This window comes from Novosphingobium sp. (assembly GCF_965229225.1).
GTDB lineage: Bacteria > Pseudomonadota > Alphaproteobacteria > Sphingomonadales > Sphingomonadaceae > Novosphingobium.
The window spans coordinates 186,297-206,950 of sequence record NZ_OZ245867.1; the positions used below are offsets into that span (position 1 = coordinate 186,297).

Here is a 20,654-nt window from a genome sequence, read left to right on the forward strand (position 1 = left end):
TGTGAGGCAAACTTCGCAATAGGCTGATTTGCGCCGCACGCTATGTTTCCCGCAAGCCCCTCCTGATGGATTCGAAGCCTGCCATGACAGCCGCACTCGCCGATCCCCGCGTCGAACTGGTCCCTGCCATCGAAGCGCTCGATGCGCGGCTGCGCTGGCTTTCGGCGTGGACGGTGCACAATGCCAACAACATCCGCACGAAACGCGACGGGATGAAAGTGGGCGGCCATCAAGCCAGCTGCGCCTCGATGTCGACGATCATGGCCGCGCTCTATTTCCACGCGCTGCGCCCGCAGGACAAGGTGGCGGTGAAGCCGCACGCGGGGCCGCTGCTGCACGCGATCCACTACATGCTGGGCAACCAGAGCCTTGAGCAGCTGCAGCGCTTTCGCGGGCTGGGGGGCATGCAGAGCTATCCCTCGCGGACCAAGGACCAGATACCGGTCGATTTCTCGACGGGCTCGGTGGGGCTGGGGGTCGCGATCACTGCCTTTGCCAGCCTGGTGCAGGACTACTGCATCGCGCAGGGGCATATGAGCGAAGCCGATGCGGGCCGGATGATCGCGCTGATGGGCGATGCCGAGCTGGATGAAGGCAATATCTACGAGTGCCTGATCGAGGCCTACAAGCACGATATCCGCAACTGTTGGTGGGTGGTCGATTACAACCGGCAGTCGCTCGATGCGACCACGGCGGACCGCATGTTCCGCCGCTTTGACGATATCTTCGAGACCTGTGGCTGGCGCGTGATCACGCTGAAGAGCGGCAAGCTGCAGAAGGCGGTCTTCGCGAAGCCCGGCGGGGCGGCGATCGAGGATTGGATCGAGAATTGCCCCAACGCCGAATTCGCGGCGCTGACCTATCAGGGCGGTGCGGCGTGGCGGGAGCGGCTGCTGAAGGATCTCGGCGAACAGCCCAGGACCCGCGCGCTGATCGAGAGCTTCGACGATGCCGGGCTGGCGCAACTGATGACGAACCTCGGCGGGCACTGCGCCGAGACGCTGATCGAAGCCTTTGCGCAGGCGGACGACGACAAGCCGACACTGTTCATTGCCTATACCGTCAAGGGCTATGGCCTGCCGCTGGCGGGACACAAAGACAACCATTCGGGCATGATGAACACCCCGCAGATCGAGAGTCTGCGTGCGAGCATGGGCATTGCCGAAGGTGCGGAGTGGGAACCCTGGGGCGGGCTGGGCGACAATCTGGCCGCGGAGCTGAAGGCCTTCGTCGAACGCAGCGCGCTGGCGGTCAAGCCGGCGGAGCACAGCCCGCCCGCCATTCCGGTGCCCGCACGTCTGCCGGTGCCGGAGGGCGAGGAGCAATCGACACAAAGTGCCTTCGGGCGCATCCTGATGGATCTGGCGCGGCCCGGCGATCCGCTGGGCGACCGCATCGTGACGACTGCGCCCGACGTGACGCAGACCACCAATCTCGGCGGGTTCGTCAACCGGCGCGGACTGTTTCGCCGCAGCGAGCTAAAGGACGTGTTTCAGGCCGCGCGCATTCCCTCGGCGCAGAAGTGGGTGGGCAATACGGCGGGTCAGCATGTCGAGCTGGGCATTGCCGAGACCAACTTCTTCCTCGTACTGACGGCTTTTGGCCTATCTGCGCCGCACTTCGGCACGCGGCTTCTGCCGGTGGGAACAGTTTATGACCCCTTCATCGCGCGCGGGCTCGATGCGCTGAACTATGGCTGTTATCAGGATGCGCGGTTCCTGCTGGTCGGCACGCCATCGGGTCTGACACTGGGCGCAGAAGGCGGCGCGCACCAATCGATCAATACCCCGCTCATCGGCATGGGGCAGCCGAACCTCGATTACTTCGAGCCGGCGTTTGCCGACGAAGTGGCGCTGCTGATGCGCCATGCCTTCGAGCATATGCAGAAGCCCGATGGCAGCTCGGTCTACCTGCGGCTCAGCACGCGATCGATCACGCAAGTTGTGCGCGAGGACGAAAGCTGGGAGGCCGATGCGCTGAAGGGTGCCTATTGGCTCAAGCGTCCGGCACCGGGTGCGGAAGCGGCCATCGTGTTCACTGGCGCGATTGCGCCCGAGGCGCTTGCCGCGTGGGAAACGCTGAGCGAGGATCTGCCGGGGCTGGGGCTGCTCAATGTGACCTCGCCCGATTTGCTCCACCGGGGCTGGTCGGCGCGGCGCGCGGCGCGGTGGACGGGAAAGCGGCCCGAGCCGAGCCATATCGACACCCTGCTGGGCGCGCTGGCGCCGGGGGCGGGGCTGGTGACGGTTCTCGATGGATCACCCTCTGCGCTCTCATGGCTGGGCGCGGTGAAGGGCATGCGGGTGAGCCCGCTGGGAGTCGACCGGTTTGGCCAGACCGGCGATCTCCCCGACCTCTACCGCACCTACCGGCTCGATGCCGATGCGATCATCGATGCGGCGGCGGAGCTTTTTCTGGAGGGCTGATGGGCCAAACCATTGGCATTCCAACATCTAATGGGAATTATAATCTCCTTTGATGGATGGTGGGATGCCCTAAGCCTCTGAAATACTTGTTGCAGTTTGGCATCGCGCGGCGGGCAAAGCTTTTGCACGCAGCGCGCCCGCTTGCGCGGGTTTTCACCTTGAGGCACGTCTACTCGCATCTGGAGAAGCGGGAAGGACGCTGTCCTCCGGGGAGAAAAGATATGAACATGACGGACATGAGCACCATCCGCCGCGCGATGCTGGCGGGCACGGCCCTTGCGGGTAGCGCGCTGGGCCTTCTGGCAACACCGGCAGCAGCGCAGGACGCGCAGGCGACGGAGACAGTCGCGACGCCTGAGGCCGGCGAGATCGTCGTTACCGCGCAGCGCCGCGAGCAGAAAGCCAACGACGTCGGCATCGCTGTCAGCGTGATCAGCGCCAAGGAGATCAAGGCGCTCAACATCGTGAACGCGACCGACGTGGTCCGCGCGATCCCGAACCTCAAGTTCAACGCCTATGGCTCGAGCCAGGTGGTCTACAATATCCGCGGCGTCTCGCAGAACGACTACGGCGACCAGCAGGAGCCGCCGGTCGCGGTCTATCAGGACGATGCCTATACCTCCTCGATCACCGCGGCGAGCTTCCCGGTATTCGATCTGGCGCGCGTGGAAGCGCTGCGGGGCCCGCAGGGCACGCTGTTTGGCCGCAACGCCACCGGCGGCGCAGTGCAGTTCATTTCCGCGCAGCCGACCGACAAGCTCGACGGCTATCTTTCGGCGACATACGGCCGCTTCAATCAGGTTGTGCTGGAAGGCGCACTTTCGGGCCCGCTGTCTGACACGCTGACCGCGCGCATTTCCGGCCAGTACACCCGCGATGATGGCTACATCAAGAACATCACCCCCGGGCAGCCGGACCGCGGTGCGGACAACCACTGGGCGCTGCGCGGCATCGTGAAGTGGGAACCAAGCAGCGACTTCAAAGCCAAGCTGACGGTGCGTTATGCCAAGGCGGACCGCGAGCGGCAGGCGGGCATCTACTCGCTCGAGCCGACCTGCCCCAATGCGCAGTTCCAGGGCGAATTCCTCGGGCCGAACCAGGAATGCTCCTACTGGGGTGTCACTGGCACGACCGGCAACGGCTATGCCAACCCGGCGATCACGCCTTCGCAGGGCGGCAACCCGTGGCGCACGGCGGGCACCAATGATGCCTACGTCGATCGCGACGTGTTCGGAGCCACGCTGCGGCTCGATGCCAAGATCGGCGCGTTCGACGTGACTTCGATCACCGACTACCAGCACCTCAAGAAGTTCTACATCGAACAGGGCGACAGCGTTCCCGAGTTTCCCTACGTGCCGCAGGGCGTGCCGCGCTCGCCCGGGCCGTGCCCTGCGCCCGCGCAGAGCGTGACGTGCTATGAATCGGGCACCGTGTTCTTCCAGCGCGCGCGCACCAATCAGGTGAGCCAGGAAATCCGCGCCGCCGCCACCTTCGGCCAGAACTACCTGACCTTCGGCGGCTTCGGCATGATCATCGATGGCAAGTTCGCCGCCAAGTATGCCGTGCCGTTCATCCAGTACGATCCGGACGTGAAGTTCACCCAGCGCACCGAGAGCTTCGCGTTCTTCGCGCAGGACGAATTCAAGATCAACGATCAGTGGAAGCTGATCGGCGGCATCCGCTACTGGCAGGACCGCAAGCGCGGCGTTTATGACGCGATCGCGCCGACCGGACCTTATGCGCTTTCGCTGCACTTCGGGCCGGACGACATCTCGTACAATGACACGACTGGCACGGTGACGCCCGGTTCGTGGAGCTACAAGAGCGGGCTGCCCTCGGGCGTAACGACCACGCCGGGCGCGGCCAGCCCGACCTTCCGCGGCGTGACTGCGCGCGCGGAAATCGACTACAAGCCCACGCCTGATACGCTGATCTACGCAAGCTACAACCGTGGTTCGAAGTCTGGCGGGTTCACCTTCTCGACCGGCACGCCGTTCCCGACGCAGCTGGTGGATGTGCTCAACAACATCCCCTACCGGCCCGAAACGCTCAATGCCTACGAAGTGGGTGTGAAGGCCAAGCTGCCGGGGAACACGCAGTTCAACCTCGCGGCGTTCTATTACGACTACAAGAACTATCAGGCCTTCGTGCAGGTCTTTGCCGCGCAGGTGGTTCGCAACCTGCCAGCCAAGATCAAGGGCATCGAGGCGGACATCACCAGCCGTCCGATCCCGGGCCTGACGCTCCAGCTTTCGGGCGCAGTGCAGGACAGCGAAGTCAAGAACGTGTTCCTGCCCGATGGCGTGACGGTGAAGACGAGCGACCTGCCGCAGGCGCCCGGTTTTGCCGGCAATGCGCTGGTGCGCTACGAGTTCGACACTGCCATCGGCCGCGCCTCGCTGCAGGCAGACGCTCTCTACACGGGCAAGTTCTGTTTCACCGTGATGTGCGCGCCGGTTGAGCGCGAGCGGGCCTATCACGTGGAGAACGTGCGCGTTGGTTTCACGCCGAAGGACAGCAATCTTGATCTGGCCTTCTTCGTGAACAACGTGTTCGAGCGTCAGTACCGCGTCTATGCCTTCGACGCCTCGACGTATTGGGGCTACACCACGGGCGTCTATGCCAAGCCGCGCACCTGGGGCGTGAACGCGGTGTGGCACTTCGGGAAGTAAAAATAGGAAAACCCCTCCGTCAGCCCTGCGGGCTGCCACCTCCCCATTTGCGTCTTCGACGAAAATGGGGAGGACCTTTTCGCCCTCTCCATTTTTGCGAAGCACAAATGGGGAGGTGGCCCGCCGCAGGCGGGTCGGAGGGGGTCTTCCTTCAAATGGGAACTGCAATGAGCGACACCTTCCAGACCATCAATCCCGCTACCGGCGAAGTGCTGGCAACCCTGCCGATCGCTGGTCAGGCGGAAGTCGATGCGGCGGTGGCGCGCGCCGCCATCGCGCAGAAGGAATGGGCCAAGCGCACCGGCACCGAGCGTGGGCGCATCCTGCGGCGCGCGGCGGACATCCTGCGCGAGCGCAACGACGAGCTTGCGGCGCTGGAAACGCGCGACACCGGCAAGCCGATCCAGGAAACACTGGTGGTCGATGTGGTTTCGGGCATTGATTGCCTGGAGTTCTTTGCAGGGGTCGCGCCGACGATTGCGGGCGAGCATCTCGATCTCGGCCCGGCGGCGTTCGGCTATACCCGGCGCGAGCCGCTGGGTGTGTGTGCCGCGATTGGCGCGTGGAACTATCCGATTCAGATCGCTTGCTGGAAATCCGCGCCCGCGCTGGCTTGCGGCAATGCGCTGATTTTCAAGCCTTCCGAGCTAACCCCGCTAACCGCCATCGAAGTGGAGAAGATCTACCTTGAGGCCGGGCTGCCCGAAGGGCTGTTTCAGGTGCTGCACGGCTTCGGCGAAACCGGTGCGCTGCTCACTGCGCATCCTGGCATTGCCAAGATTTCGCTCACCGGCAGCGTGCCGACGGGCAAGAAGATCATGGCGGGCGCAGCGGCCACGCTCAAGAACGTCACGCTGGAGCTGGGCGGCAAATCGCCGCTGATCATCTTTGCCGACGCCGATATCGAGAACGCGGTTTCGGGCGCGCATCTCGCCAATTTCTACTCGGCAGGTGAAGTCTGCTCCAACGGCACGCGGGTGTTCGTCGAGCGCAGCATTCTGCCGCAATTCCTCGCCAGCCTGAAGGCGCGCACCGAACGGATCAAGCTGGGCGATCCGATCGACCCGACAACGCAGATGGGCTCGCTGATCTCGGAAGCGCATCTGAACAAGGTCTTGGGCTATATCGAGAAGGGCAAGGCCGAAGGCGCCGAAGTCCTGACCGGCGGCCACCGCGTGACGGAAGGCGTGCCCGCAGCGGGTTTCTACGTTGCGCCGACCGTGTTCACGGCCTGCACGGATGATATGACCGTGGTGCGCGAGGAAATCTTCGGGCCGGTGATGACCGTGCTGCCGTTCGACAGCGAGGACGAGGTGATCGCGCGGGCGAATGACACCGAGTTCGGCCTTGCCGCCGGTGTCTTCACCAAGGACCTGACCCGCGCGCACCGCGTGATTGCTGCGCTCGATGCAGGCTCGTGCTGGATCAACACTTTCAACATTTGCCCGGTGGAGATGCCCTTCGGCGGGTTCAAGCAGTCCGGCCTTGGCTTTGAAAACAGCCGCGAAGCGATCCACCACTTCACCCGCCTCAAGGGCGTCTACGTCGCGATGGAGCCGATCGATGCCCCTTACTGACGGGGAATTTGATTACATTATCGTGGGCGCGGGTTCGGCTGGCTGCGTGCTGGCCGACCGGCTTTCGGCGGACGGCAAGAATAAGGTGCTGGTCCTCGAATTCGGCGGTTCGGACCAGTCGATCTACATCCAGATGCCGAGTGCGCTCGCCATCCCCATGAACACCACGCGGTGGAACTGGCACTACGAGAGCGAGCCCGAGCCGGGGCTGGATGGCAGGGTGCTGCATACCCCGCGCGGCAAGGGGCTGGGCGGTTCGTCCTCGATCAACGGGCTTGTCTATATTCGCGGCAATCCATTGGATTTCGAGCGCTGGGAAGAGGAAGGCGCGAAGGGCTGGAACTATGCCTCGGTGCTCCCATACTTCAAGCGGGCCGAGCGGCGCGACGAAGGCGGCGATGAATACCGCGGCGGCGAGGGGCCGCTCGATACGCGCTATGGCACGCTGGAAAATCCGCTAAATCAGGCCTGGCTCGATGCAGCCAGGCAGGCGGGATATGCGCTGACGGACGACGTCAACGGCTACCGGCAGGAAGGCTTCGGCCGGATGGACATGACCGTCCGTGATGGCGAGCGGTGCAGCGCGGCCAAGGCCTATCTGCGCCCGGCAATGCGGCGGCCCAATCTGACGGTGCTGCAGCATACGCTGGCGACGCGGGTAGTGATGGAAGGCAAGCGCGCGGTCGGCGTCGAGTATGAGCGCTATGGAAAGCGGCATGTGGTGCGCGCGGGCCGCGAGGTGATCCTTGCCGGCGGGCCGATCAATTCGCCGCAGCTCCTGAAGCTTTCCGGCATCGGCCCGGCGGAAGAACTTGCGCGGCACGGCATCAAGATCGTGGCGGATCGTCCGGGTGTGGGTGCCAATCTGCAGGACCATCTCGAGTTTTATTTCCAGATGGCCTGCACCCAGCCGGTCACGCTTTACAGATATGCCAACCTCTTCGGCAAAGGGCTGGTCGGCGCGCGTTGGCTGTTCCTGAAATCGGGCCTCGGGGCGACCAACCATTTCGAGACCTGTGGCTTCATCCGCAGCAAGGCGGGCATCCGCTATCCCGATATTCAGTACCACTTCTTCCCGATGGCGGTGAGCTATGACGGCAATTCGCTGGCGAGCGAGCATGGCTTTCAGGCCCATGTCGGCCCGATGCGCTCAAAGAGCCGGGGTACCGTCACGCTGCGAAGCGCCGATCCGGCAGACAAGCCTGTCATCCGCTTCAACTACATGACGCACCCCGACGATATCGAGGAAATGCGCGCGTGCGTGCGGCTGACACGCGAAATCTTCCAGCAACCGGCCTTCGCGCCGTGGCGGGGGCGTGAGATCCAGCCGGGAGCGGACGTGACCAGCGACGAGGCTATCGACGCCTTCATTCGCCAGAAGGTGGAAAGTGCCTATCACCCCTCCTGCACTTGCAAGATGGGCGCGCTGGATGATCCCATGGCGGTGGTCGATTCCGAACTGCGCGTGATCGGTGTCGAAGGGCTGCGGGTGGTCGACAGTTCGGTCATGCCCTCGGTGACCACCGGCAATCTCAACGCGCCCACCATCATGATCGGCGAGAAAGGGGCGGATCACATCCTCGGCAAGCCGCTGCTCGCGCCCTCCAATGCGCCGTACTACGTAGCCTCCGATTGGGAGACGAAACAGCGATGACCGTGGCGGCGCTGGACGCTCTGGAAGGCGAAGTCGAGAACGGCCAGCTGCACCGCTCGCTCGATTGGAAGGGCGCGTTCTGGGCTTCGAGCGGCGTCCCCGCCGGGGTTCTGCTGACCATCGGCGGCATCGCCACGATGATCGGCCAGCCGAGCTGGGTGATCTTCATCGCCTCGATCATGATGGGGTTCCTGCAGAGCTTCGTCTATGCCGAGATCGCCGGGCTCTATCCGCACAAGTCGGGCGGTGCTTCGGTTTATGGCGCGGCGGCGTGGCTGCCCTATTCCAAGTTCGTCGCGCCGATTTCGGTGTGGTGCAATTGGCTGGCATGGTCGCCGGTGCTGACATTGGGCACCAGCCTTGCCGCCGGATACATCATGGCGAGCCTGTTCGCGCCCGATTCCGCGATAAACACCTGGCACATCACGCTGCTGGATCTGGGCTTTATCCGCGACAAGCTGACGCTGCGGATCAACGCGGTCTCGATCATCGGCACGGCGTTTCTGCTGCTGACCTTTGCCCTGCAGCATGGCGGCGCGGCAAAGGCGGCCTCGGCGCAGAAAATCCTTGGTATCGCGTGTCTTGCGCCGCTCATCCTTGTCGGGATCGTGCCGCTGATCACCGGCGATCTGCCGACGCAAAACCTGTTTCCGCTGCTGCCGCTGGTGCGCGATGCTGCGGGCCATGCGCATTTCGGCACATGGGACACTTATGGCCTGACGCTGATGGCGGCGGCGATGTTTGCTGCGGGCTGGTCGACCTACGGCTTCGAAACGGCGGTGTGCTATACCCGCGAGTTCAAGGACCCGGCGCGCGATACGCCGCGCGCCCTGATCGCGTCCGGCATTCTGTGCATTGTGATCTTTGCGCTGGTGCCGCTGGCGTTTCAGGCTTCGCTCGGGCTTGAGGCAATGATGGACCCGCGCATTGCAGATGGCTCGGGCGTGGCGCAGGCGCTCGCGAACATCGTGATCAAGGGGCTGGGCGTAACGGGCGGCGGTGCTGTCGTTGTCGCCAATATCTTCATCGCCACGCTGATCCTCTCGCTACTGCTGATCGTGATGACCTCGATGATGGGCTCCTCGCGCACGCTTTATCAGGCGGCGGTAGATGGCTGGCTGCCGAAGTACTTGGGCCGCGTGAACAGCCACGGCGCGCCGACCGCAGCGATGTGGACCGACCTTGGCTTCAACCTGATCCTGATGCTGGCTTCGGATTACTTCGCGGTGCTGATGATCAGCAACGTCTGCTACATGGCGTTCAACTTCCTCAACCTGCAATCCGGCTGGATCCATCGTATGGACCGCCCGAATTGGGAGCGGCCGTTCCGCTGCCCGACGTGGCTTTTGGGGCTGGGCGCGGTGCTGGGCTTCGTCAACATGGCCTTCATGGGCGCGGGGGCGGACGTCTATGGCGCGGGCACTTTGCGCAATGGGCTGATTGGCGTGCTGCTGATCCTGCCGGTTTTTGCGTTCCGCCATTATGTGCAGGACAAGGGTGTTTTTCCAGCGGCGCTTTCTGAAGATTTTGCCGAGAGCGCGGCGGTGAAGCGTGCCGGGGTACTGCCGTGGGTGGCGCTTGCGGCTTGCGCGTTGGTGGTTTGGGTGGCGCATAGCCTTGCCAAGCTGCCGGTGCCGGTGGCGTAGTTTATCCTAATACCCAGCATTAGTCTTTACGATGGCAGCAAACACCAGTTCAGCCCTGACAGCGAGGCTGGCATAGCGCTATCCTGAAACGGATTTGAAAGCCGAGGCCGGCATGAAGAGGTACGCATGAAGACGACAGCGCGGGTAGTGGTCATCGGTGGCGGTGTGGTGGGCGTGAGCACGCTCTATCACCTCGCCAAGCTGGGCTGGACCGACAGCGTCCTGATCGAGCGCAAGGAGCTGACTTCGGGCTCCACCTGGCACGCCGCTGGCCTGCTGCCGCTGTTCAATCTTTCGTATTCGGTGGGCAAGCTGCACCAGTACTCGGTCGATCTGTACCCCTCGCTTGAGGCCGAGACCGAGCTGAACGTCGGCTTTTCCAACGTCTCGAACATCCGCCTCGCCACCACGCGTGACCGTATGGACGAGTACAAGTACTATGCCGGCGTGGCGCAGACCATTGGCGTTGAAGTCAACTTCCTGAGCCCCGACGAGGTCAAGGCGATCTGGCCGTTGGCCGACATGACCGGCGTGCTCGGCGCGATCCAGCACCCGGCTGATGGCTATATCCAGCCAGCTGATCTCACGCAGGCGCTCGCCAAGGGCGCTCGCCAGTATGGCGCTACGATCTATCGCAACACGACCGTGACCGGCATCACCCAGAAGGCCAACGGCGAATGGGTCGTCACGACCGATCAGGGCGAGATCACCTGCGAGCACGTTGTTTCCGCCACCGGCAGCTTTGCGCGCCAGACGGGCGAGATGGTGGGGCTCGATATTCCGGTCGTGCCCGTCGAGCACCAGTACATCGTCACCGAGCAGCACCCCGAAATCATGGCGCGGCGCAAGGCTGGCCTGCCCGAAATGGGCGTGCTGCGCGAAAGCGACGCAAGCTGGTACATGCGCGAGGAAGCCGGCGGCCTGCTGCTCGGGCCCTACGAAGTCGGCGCGCCTGCGTGCTATGTGAAGGGCCCGGCGGCCAACAGCGAGTACGAGCTGTTCCCCGATGCGCTGGAGCGGCTTGAGCCCTACATTCTCTCCGCCATGGCGCGCGTGCCGGCCTTCGGCGAAGTGGGCGTCAAGAAGGTCTACAACGGCGCGATTGCCTATACCCCCGATGGTTCGCCCATCGTCGGCCCGGCGTGGGACAAGAAGAACTTCTGGCTGAATGAAGGCCATTCGTTCGGCATTACCGCCGCTGGCGGCGCTGGCTGGCAGCTGGCGCAGTGGATCGTAGAAGGCGAGCCCAGCATCGACATGATGGGCGTCGATCCGCGCCGTTTCGGCGACTACGCGGGCGAGGGCTACCTCATCGAGAAGAACGAGGAGGCCTATGCCAAGGTGTTCACCGTCCACTATCCGGACGAGGAGCGCGAGGCTGCGCGCCCGCTGCGCCGCACGCCGTGCTACGACCGGATGAAGGCGCTGGGCGCGGTGTTCGGCAGCGTTTTCGGCTGGGAGCGGCCCAACTGGTTCGCGCCCCAGGGCTACGAGCTGAGCGAGACCGATCTCGACAAGCCCGACGTTATTCTCAACCACAACCACCCCGATGTGGCTGGTGAGGCGATCCGCGAGAAGTGGTCGTTCCGCCGTTCGAACTATTTCGAGCATGTCGGCAACGAATGCCGCCACGTTTCCGAGCATGTCGGCATTCAGGACATGTCGGCCTTCGCCAAGTGCCTGATCTCTGGCCCCGGCGCGGAAGACTGGCTCAATGGCCTGCTTTCCAACCTCGTCCCCAAGAAGATTGGCCGCGTGACGCTGTCGTACCTGCTGACCGATGCGGGCGGGGTGCGCGCAGAGTTCACCGTCTACAAGAAGGGTCCGCAGGCCTACTACCTCGTCTCGGCGGGCGCGCTGGAGCGGCACGATCAGGACTATCTGCTGAAGGCGCTGCCGACCAATGGTTCGGTGCGCTTCGAGCGGCTGACGACGGCGATGGGCGTGCTGGTCGTGGCAGGCCCGAAGTCGCGCGAAGTGCTGCAGAAGCTGACCCACGCCGATCTTTCGAACGCGGCGTTCCCGTGGCTCACCGGCCAGTCGGTTTCGCTCGGGCTGGCCAAGGTCGATCTGCTGCGGGTGAATTTCATCGGTGAGCTGGGCTTTGAGATCCACCACCCGATCGAGATGCAGAACTATATCTTCGACAAGATCATGGCTGCTGGCACCGAGTTCCAGATCAAGCCCTTCGGCATTCGCGCGATGACCGCGATGGCGATCGAGAAGAGCTACAAGTTGATCCCGCGCGAGCTTTCGATCGAATATGCCGCACTGGAAAGCGGGCTCGACCGCTTCGTCAGCTTTAAGAAGCCGGCGTTCAAGGGCCGCGAAGGCCTGCTGGCGCGCAAGGAAGCCGGCCTCAAGTGGCAGTTCGTCACGCTGGAAGTGATGGACGTGACCGATGCCGACGCGCGCGGTTCGGAAGCGATCTACCGCGATGGTACGCTGGTTGGCCGCGCGACGTCGGGCGGCTATGGCTGGCGAACGGCAAAGAGCCTTGCACTGGCGATGGTCGCACCCGAACACGCTGCTGTCGGCACCGAACTGGAAATCGTCATTCTGGGTGAGCCGCACCGGGCGGTCATCATTCCGGACTCGCCGTTTGACCCGGACAACAACGCATTGCGGAGCTGATCCCATGATGCACTTTGACGCGATTGCCGAGAGCCTGAAGGCGGACAAGCCGGGCTTCACCCTGCCGCAGAAGCTCTACGTGAGTGAGGAAGCCTATCGGTTCGATACCGAGATCATGCTCAAGACGGTGTGGCTCTATGCCTGCACCGTGGCGCATGTGAAAAACCCCGGCGATCAGTTCCTTTTCGAGCTGGGCGAAACGTCGGTCATCGTGGTGCGCGACAAGCAGGGCGAAATCCGCGCCTTTCACAACACTTGCACCCATCGCGGGGCCAAGCTGTGCGAGAGCGCGGGTAAATCGGCGCGCATCACTTGCCCCTATCACCAGTGGACCTTCGCGCTGGACGGCAAGCTGCTGGCCGCGCGCAACATGCCGGAGGACTTCAACAAGGCGGACAACGGCCTGCGCCGCGTTGCGCTGGAAAACATCGGCGGGCTGATCTTCCTGTGCCTGTCCGACAATCCGCCGCCGATCGACCGCGTAAAGGCCGATATCGAAGAGCAGATCGCGATCTTCGACATGACCAAGCTCAAGGTGGCGGTGCAGGACGACCTGATCGAGCCTGCCAACTGGAAGCTCGTGATGGAAAACAACCGGGAGTGCTACCACTGCGACGCGGGCCATCCCGAACTGATGAAGTCGCTCTCCACCTATGGCTTCGGCAAGGGGCTGCCGGAAGACGGCGAGGCCGATGTGGTGGATGACGCTGCGTTCGATGCCATGCTGGAAGCGCAGCGGGCGCGCTGGCAGGAGCTTGGGATCTATCACGATCTGATTGAGTTTCCGGACAACTGGTGGCACCGCGTCGCGCGGCTTCCGCTCGCCAATGGCGCAGTTTCGCAGACGCTGGACGGCAAGCCCGCTTCCAAAAAGCTGATCTGGCCGCATGGGGATCAGGAGCAGACCAGCCTTTCGGTCTGGACCCAGCCCAATTCGTGGCACCATTTCTGCTGCGATCATGTGGTGACGTTTTCGCTCACCCCGCTGGGGCCGGAAAAGACCCTACTGCGCACCACCTGGCTCGTGCACGAAGATGCAGTTGAAGGGGTGGACTATGACCCCGATAATCTTGCCGCCGTTTGGCGCGCGACCAATGCGCAGGACAGCCACTTTTCGGCGATCAACCACCAAGGCATCAAGGGCGATGGTTATCGTCCGGGCATGTATTCGGTCGAGGAGAAGCTGGTGGACGCGTTCAAGGCCTTCTACGTCGAGCGCAGCCGCGCTGCCTTGGGGGTCTGAACCCGATGAAGCGGTTTTCCGGTTTCAACCTGATCGGCGAAGCGTTTCGCAGCCATCAGGGCTGGCCCGAGCACTGGCCCGACAAGGCGCCCAAGGCGAGCTACGATGCGATCATCGTCGGCGCCGGTGGGCATGGCCTTGGCGCGGCCTACTACCTTGCGAAGAAGTACGGGATCACCAACGTTGCGGTGATCGAGAAGGGCTGGCTGGGCGGCGGCAACACCGGGCGCAACACCACGATCATCCGCTCGAACTACCTCTACGACGAGAGCGCGCATCTCTACGACCACGCGGTGAAGCTGTGGGATGGGTTGAGCCAGGACCTCAACTACAACATCATGTATTCCAAGCGCGGCGTGCTGATGCTCGCGCACAACGTGCATGATGTGCAGAGCTTCAAGCGCCACATCCATGCCAACCGGCTGAACGGCGTGGACAACGAATGGCTGACACCGGAAGAGTGCAAGGCCTATTGCCCGCCGATAGATATCTCACCGCGCACGCGCCATCCGGTGCTGGGCGGCGCATTGCAGCGGCGCGGCGGCACCGCGCGGCATGACAGCGTGGCCTGGGGCTATGCGCGCGCAGCTTCGGCGCTGGGCGTGGACATCATCCAGAACTGCGCGGTGACGGGCATCCGACGCGGTGCGGATGGGGCCATCGAAGGTGTCGAGACCGAGCGCGGCTTCATCGCCTCGCGCCGGGTGGGCGTTTCGGCGGCGGGCAGCACTTCGCTCGTCATGAAGATGGCGGGCCTCGATTTCCCGCTCGAGAGCTATCCTCTTCAGGCGCTGGTGTCTGAGCCGGTCAAGCCGATCTTCCCCTGTGTGGTCATGTCGAACACGGTCCATGCCTACATGAGCCAGTCCGACAAGGGCGAACTCGTGATCGGCGCGGGCACCGACCAATACACCAGCTATTCGCAGCGCGGCGCGTTCCATATCGTGGAGCATACGCTGGCGGCGATCTGCGAGATATTCCCGATCTTTACCCGGATGCGGATGCTGCGCACCTGGGGCGGTATTGTCGATGTGACGCCGGATCGCTCGCCGATCCTCGGCAAGACGCCGGTCAAGGGGCTCTACGTGAACTGCGGGTGGGGCACCGGCGGATTCAAGGCGACCCCGGGTGCGGGCGATCTCCTCGCCTATACCATGGCGCACGACGAGCCGCACAAGATCAACGCGCCCTACAATCTCGACCGGTTCCGCAATGGCCGGCTGATCGACGAGGCGGCTGCCGCCGCCGTCGCGCACTGAGGCACCTGACATGCTGCTGATTCACTGCCCTTATTGCGAAGAGGCGCGGCCGGAGGTCGAATTCGTCTATGGCGGCGAGGCGCATATTGCGCGGCCTGTCGATCCTTCGACTTATTCGGACGCAGAGTGGGAGAAGCTGCTCTACATTCGCAGCAACCCGCGGGGGCGGCACCACGAGCGCTGGCGCCATACGCATGGCTGCGGGCGCTTCTTCAACGCGGTGCGCGATACAGTGACCGACGTTTTCGAAACAACCTACAAGGCCGGGGAGGCCCGCAAGTGAGCGGTTTTCGTCTGGCAGATGGTGGGCGGATCGACCGTCGCACCAAGCGCAATTTCATCTTCGATGGCAAGGCCCGCTGGGGCTATGCGGGCGACAGCCTGGCATCGGCGCTTCTTGCGCAGGGGCAGATGCTGTTCGGGCGCTCGTTCAAGTATCACCGTCCACGCGGTATTCTGGGTGCTGGCGTCGAGGAGCCCAACGCGCTGGTGACCGTGGACCGCGGTCCGGGCCGGGTGACGCCGAACCTGCGCGCGCCATCGGTTGCGATCCATGATGGGCTCAAGGCGAGGAGCCAGAACCGCTTTCCGACGCTCAAGACCGACCTGATCGCGGTCAACAACGTGTTCTCCGCGTTCTTCCCGGCCGGCTTCTACAACAAGACCTTCATGTGGCCGCGCGCCGCATGGGAAAAGGTCTACGAGCCGATCATCCGCCGCCTTGCGGGTCTGGGTGACAGCCCGACGACGCGCGATCCCGATCACTACGACGCGACTTATGCGCATTGCGAAACGCTGGTTGTCGGCGCGGGGCCTGCGGGCATCGCGGCGGCGCTGGAAGCGGCGGCGAGCGGTGGCCGGGTCATCCTGATCGACGAGCAGGAAGAGATTGGCGGCGGCGCGCTCAGTGATCCGGTCCAGTGGGCGTGGCTGGCAGAAGCATCGGCCAAGCTGGCCGCGATGGACAATGTGACGGTGCTGCCGCGCACGACCGCGATCGGCCATTATCATCAGAACTTCGTGGTCGCTGCGCAGCGGCTGACTGATCACCTTACTGTGGACGAGGCCGAGGGCCCCCGCGAGAAGCTCTGGCGCATCCGGGCAGGCGAAGTGATCCTCGCGATGGGGGCCATCGAGCGTCCGCTGGTGTTCGAGGGCAACGACGTTCCCGGCGTCATGCTGGCAAGCGCGGCCAAGACCTTCGCGCTGCGTTATGGCGTGTCGGTTGGCCGCAAGCTGGTCGTCATGGCGGTGCATGACAGCGGTTGGCGCGATGCGCTGGCGCTGCACAAAGCGGGCGTAAACATCGCCGCGATTGTCGACTTGCGCCGCGATGTCTCTTCCGAGCTGATTGAAGGTGCGCGCGAGGCCCGGATCGCCTGCTATCAGGGCTATGCCGTGACGAGCGTGTCCGGTGGGCAAGCCGTGAAGGGCGTAACCATTGCGCTGGCCGGTGTCGGCAAAGGGCAGCACCTCGATTGTGACGCCGTGCTGATGGCCGGTGGCTGGACGCCAACGGTGCATCTGTGGAGCCACGCCAAGGGCAGCTTGCGCTGGGACGAGGCCTGGGGCGCGTTTCTGCCTAACAAGACGCACGAGAACTTGCGCTGCGTGGGCGCCTGCGCGGGCGCCTGGGACTTCGGCAAGGGCCTTTCCGGCGGTCTGCTGCCGGCGCCCAAGCCGCTCCATGAAAGCAAGGCCTTCGTCGACTTCCAGAACGACGTGAAGGCGCGCGATATCGGTCTGGCGGTGCAGGAAGGCTTCCGCTCGATCGAGCACATCAAGCGCTACACCACCAATGGCATGGCGACCGATCAGGGCAAGACCTCGAACCTCAACGGCCTGCAGATCGCCTCGGGCGTGCTCCACCGGCCGGTGACCGAGATCGGCCTGACGACGTTCCGCCCACCCTATACGCCGCAAAGCTTCGGCGCGATCCTCGGGCACCACAAGGAAGCGTTGTTCCAGCCCTTGCGCAAGACGGTGATCGACGACTGGGCAGCCGAACACGGCGCGGTTTACGAAAACGTCGCGCAGTGGCGCCGCGCGCGCTATTTCCCGCAAGGGAGCGAGGACATGGACGCAGCTGTGGCGCGCGAGTGCCGCACGGTGCGCAGCGCGGTCGGCGTGTTCGATGCCTCGACGCTCGGCAAGATCGAGGTTGTGGGCCCCGATGCGGCCGAGTTCCTCAACCGCATGTACACCAACCCGTGGAAGTCGCTGGAACCGGGGCGGTGCCGCTACGGCCTGCTGCTGGGCGAACACGGTTTCATCATCGACGACGGCGTTTCGGCGCGGCTTGCGCCCGACCGCTTCCACCTGACGACCACGACCGGCGGCGCAGCGCGCGTGCTGAACATGATGGAGGACTTCCTCCAGACCGAGTGGTCGGACCTCGATGTGTGGCTGACCAGCACGACCGAGCAATGGGCGGTGATCGCGGTGCAGGGCCCCAAGGCGCGGCGGGTCATCGCGTCGTTGGTGGAAGGCATCGACCTTTCGCCTGAGGCGTTCCCGCATATGTCGGTGCGCGAGGGGCAGATCTGCGGCGTGCCGACGCGCCTCTTCCGCGTGAGCTTTACCGGCGAACTGGGCTTCGAAGTCAACGTGCCGGCCGAGCATGGCCGCATGGTGTGGGAAGCGATCTGGGCCGAGGGACAGAAGCATGGCGCGGTGCCCTATGGCACCGAGACGATGCATGTGCTGCGCGCCGAAAAGGGCTTCATCATCGTCGGCCAGGATACCGATGGCACGGTGACGCCGGACGACGCGGGGCTGGGCTGGGCTGTGGGCAAGAAGAAGCCCGATTTTGTCGGCAAGCGCTCGCTCGCGCGGCCGGATATCGTGGCGCCGGGGCGCAAGCAGCTGGTGGGCCTGCTCACCGATGACCCGCAGGCCGTGCTGGAGGAAGGCGCGCAGATCGTCGCCGATCCGAACCAGCCAGTGCCAATGACGATGCTTGGGCATGTGACATCCTCGTACCACAGCGCGACGCTGGGCCGCTCGATCGCGATGGCGTTGGTGGCCGGTGGGCGTGACCGGATGGGGGATACCCTGCACGTGCCTATGCCGGGCGGCGTGATCAGCGCCAAGGTCGTCGCGCCGATGTTCTATGATGCCGAAGGGAGCCGCCTGAATGGTTGAGATCGCAGAGATCGCGGTTTCGGCGGCGGAGCTGAAGCTGGGCATGGACCCGGTCGAGGCCGCCGGTGTGCGCCTGTCACACGCCGAGGGCAAAGTGCGGTATTCGATGCGGGCGCGTGATCCGGCGGTGCTGGAAGGCGTGCTGGGCCGCACGGTCCCCAAGCGGATCGGTGATACCGATGCGGGGATCGCGTGCCTTGGGCCGGATGAATGGTACGTCGTGCTGCCCGACAACTTCGACCTGCCGCGCGGTGAAGGTCTGCCCGTCAGCGTCGTCGACGTCTCCTCGCGCGCGCTGGGCCTGGTACTGGAAGGGCCGGGGGCACTGGCGGTGCTATCCAGCGGCTGCCCGCTCGATCTGGCCAAGATGGCAGTAGGCAGGGCAACTCGCTCGGTGTTCGAGACGGTGGAAGTGGTGATCTGGCGCGAGGCAGAGGACCGCTGGCACGTCGAAGTCTGGCGCAGCTTCGCAACCTGGCTGTGGCATGCATTTCTCGCCGCGATGCACGGTGCCAAATGAGCGAGGCGGCGCTCAAGGACGCGCTCGCGGCGCTGGGGATCGGTTGGTCGATCCTCGAACATGAGGCGGTTTACACCGTCGAGGAAAGCCTGGCGATCCACGATGCGTTGCCGGGCGCACATACCAAGAACCTGTTCCTCAAGGACAGCGGCGGGCAGTTCTGGTTGGTGACGGTGGAGCATTCGCGCCGCGTGGACCTCAAGGCGCTGGCCGGGGTGATCGGCGCGAAGAAGCTGAGCTTCGGCAAGGCCGAGGACATGGAGCGGCTGCTGGGCGTGACGCCGGGTTCGGTAACGCCGCTTGCAGCGCTTAATGATACTGGCGGGGCAGTGCGCGTGGTTCTCGATACGGAGCTGGCGGCGGCGGATGCAGTCCACGTCCATCCGTTGCGCAACACCGCGACGGTGGGCCTTCCGGGCGCAGACTTGGTTCGAGCACTCGCCGCATGGGGGCACGACCCCCTGATCGCGGTGATCCCCGAGCGCGTAGCCGTCGATCCGGCATGACCGTCTCGACCTTCGAGCTGTTCAAGATCGGCATCGGGCCTTCAAGCTCGCACACCGTGGGGCCGATGGTCGCCGCGCGGCGGTTCGGCCTGCTGCTGGAAGAGCGCGGCCTGTTGGCAGACACGGCGCGGGTCGAGGTCGACCTTTACGGCTCGCTGGCGCTGACGGGGAAGGGGCATGCCTCCGATACTGCGGTGCTGCTCGGGCTGATGGGCGAGACGCCTGCCGAAATCGATATCGACGCCGCGCCCGCTAAGATCGCGGCGGTGCATGAGACCGGGCAGATCGACCTGCTCGGCACGCAGCGGGTGCGGTTTGCACCGGCGGATGATCTCCATTTCCACCAGCGCGAGCGCCAGCCCTTCCACAGCAATGCGATGGCGCTGACGGCGTTTGATGCGGCGGACGGCGTGCTGCTGCGGCGGTTCTATTATTCGGTGGGTGGCGGCTTCGTGCTCGATGAGGACGAGGCGGGCCGCAATGCGCCGGCGGGCGATACCGCGCCGGTGCCCTATCCCTTCACCACCGGCGATGAGCTTATCGCCATGGCGGGCGCGGCCGGGCTGACAATTGCCGAGCTGATGCTTGCCAACGAGACAGCGCTTCGGCCGCTAGCCGAAGTGGAGGCCGGGCTCGATCTGCTCGCGGATACCATGGCTGCCTGCATCGATCGCGGCACCTCGCAAGGCGGCGTGCTGCCGGGCGGCCTTCGCGTAAAGCGCCGCGCGCAGGCTATCGCGGCCGAACTCGTCGCGCGCCAGCAGGCCGCGCTGAGCGATCCGCTGGTGGTGCTCGACTGGATCAACTTGTGGGCCATGGCGGTCAACGAGGAGAACGCGGCAGGTGGCCGCGTGGTGACGGCGCCGACCAATGGCGCAGCAGGGATCATCCCGGCGGTGCTGCGCTATTACGAGCGCTGCTATCGCGGCGACACGGCAGGGCGGCGCGTGTTCCTGTTGACGGCGGCGGCCATTGGCGCGCTTTACAAGCGCAACGCCTCGATCTCGGGCGCTGAAGTGGGCTGCCAGGGTGAAGTCGGCGTGGCGTGTTCCATGGCGGCGGCGGGGCTGACGGCGGTGCTCGGCGGCAGCAATGCGCAGATCGAGAATGCGGCTGAAATTGGCATGGAGCATAACCTCGGGCTCACCTGCGATCCGGTCGGCGGGCTGGTGCAGATCCCCTGCATCGAGCGCAATGCGATGGGTGCGGTGAAGGCCATCGACGCCTCGCGGCTCGCGCTGCTGGGGGATGGCGAGCATATGGTCAGCCTCGACAAGGTGATCGAGACGATGCGCCAGACCGGGTTCGACATGCGCGACAAGTACAAGGAAACTTCGCAAGGCGGGCTCGCGGTCAACGTCGTGGAGTGCTGA

13 protein-coding genes are annotated in these 20,654 nt (G+C 64.4%); all 13 read left to right on the forward strand.

Annotation, left to right across the window (positions count from 1 at the left end; translation table 11 throughout):
* The first annotated feature begins 83 nt into the window (after positions 1-83).
* The 13 genes from ACO06X_RS00710 (at position 84) to ACO06X_RS00770 (ending at position 20,654) form a co-directional block, all read left to right on the forward strand.
* On the forward strand, positions 84-2,426 hold the full coding sequence (locus tag ACO06X_RS00710; RefSeq protein ID WP_421839962.1) for a transketolase: 2,343 nt from the start codon (positions 84-86) through the stop codon (positions 2,424-2,426).
* Between the two features lie 227 nt (positions 2,427-2,653).
* Positions 2,654-5,098 carry a TonB-dependent receptor gene (locus ACO06X_RS00715; protein ID WP_421838115.1) on the forward strand — a complete coding sequence of 815 codons (2,445 nt, stop codon included), beginning with the start codon at positions 2,654-2,656 and terminating at the stop codon, positions 5,096-5,098.
* 167 nt (positions 5,099-5,265) lie between these two features.
* Positions 5,266-6,675: a betaine-aldehyde dehydrogenase gene (betB, locus tag ACO06X_RS00720; protein WP_421838116.1), complete on the forward strand. Its 1,410-nt coding sequence runs from the start codon at positions 5,266-5,268 to the stop codon at positions 6,673-6,675.
* On the forward strand, positions 6,662-8,329 hold the full coding sequence (gene betA / locus ACO06X_RS00725; protein ID WP_421838117.1) for a choline dehydrogenase: 1,668 nt from the start codon (positions 6,662-6,664) through the stop codon (positions 8,327-8,329). The genes betB and betA overlap by 14 nt, the downstream gene beginning before the upstream one ends.
* Entirely contained in the window at positions 8,308-9,975 is a 1,668-nt protein-coding gene (locus ACO06X_RS00730) for an APC family permease (protein WP_421838118.1), read from the forward strand. Before betA ends, ACO06X_RS00730 begins: the two co-directional genes overlap by 22 nt.
* A 126-nt stretch (positions 9,976-10,101) precedes the next feature.
* Positions 10,102-12,609, forward strand: a complete 2,508-nt coding sequence (locus ACO06X_RS00735) for a GcvT family protein (protein ID WP_421838119.1) — start codon at positions 10,102-10,104, stop codon at positions 12,607-12,609.
* Between the two features lie 4 nt (positions 12,610-12,613).
* Positions 12,614-13,852 carry an aromatic ring-hydroxylating oxygenase subunit alpha gene (locus ACO06X_RS00740; RefSeq protein ID WP_421838120.1) on the forward strand — a complete coding sequence of 413 codons (1,239 nt, stop codon included), beginning with the start codon at positions 12,614-12,616 and terminating at the stop codon, positions 13,850-13,852.
* A 5-nt stretch (positions 13,853-13,857) separates the two neighbouring features.
* Positions 13,858-15,111 (forward strand): sarcosine oxidase subunit beta family protein, encoded by a 1,254-nt coding sequence (locus ACO06X_RS00745; protein ID WP_147157922.1) that lies wholly within the window; start codon positions 13,858-13,860, stop codon positions 15,109-15,111.
* A gap of 10 nt (positions 15,112-15,121) precedes the next feature.
* A complete protein-coding gene (locus tag ACO06X_RS00750) occupies positions 15,122-15,394 on the forward strand; it encodes a sarcosine oxidase subunit delta (protein WP_421838121.1) in 273 nt (90 codons plus the stop codon).
* The gene (locus ACO06X_RS00755) at positions 15,391-18,255 is read left to right on the forward strand and encodes a glycine cleavage T C-terminal barrel domain-containing protein (RefSeq protein WP_421838122.1); all 2,865 of its coding nucleotides are present in this window, start codon (positions 15,391-15,393) and stop codon (positions 18,253-18,255) included. Before ACO06X_RS00750 ends, ACO06X_RS00755 begins: the two co-directional genes overlap by 4 nt.
* Entirely contained in the window at positions 18,248-18,775 is a 528-nt protein-coding gene (locus tag ACO06X_RS00760; RefSeq protein ID WP_421838123.1) for a sarcosine oxidase subunit gamma, read from the forward strand. The genes ACO06X_RS00755 and ACO06X_RS00760 overlap by 8 nt, the downstream gene beginning before the upstream one ends.
* Positions 18,772-19,281, forward strand: a complete 510-nt coding sequence (locus ACO06X_RS00765; RefSeq protein ID WP_421838124.1) for a prolyl-tRNA synthetase associated domain-containing protein — start codon at positions 18,772-18,774, stop codon at positions 19,279-19,281. Before ACO06X_RS00760 ends, ACO06X_RS00765 begins: the two co-directional genes overlap by 4 nt.
* A complete protein-coding gene (locus ACO06X_RS00770) occupies positions 19,278-20,654 on the forward strand; it encodes an L-serine ammonia-lyase (RefSeq protein WP_421838125.1) in 1,377 nt (458 codons plus the stop codon). The genes ACO06X_RS00765 and ACO06X_RS00770 overlap by 4 nt, the downstream gene beginning before the upstream one ends.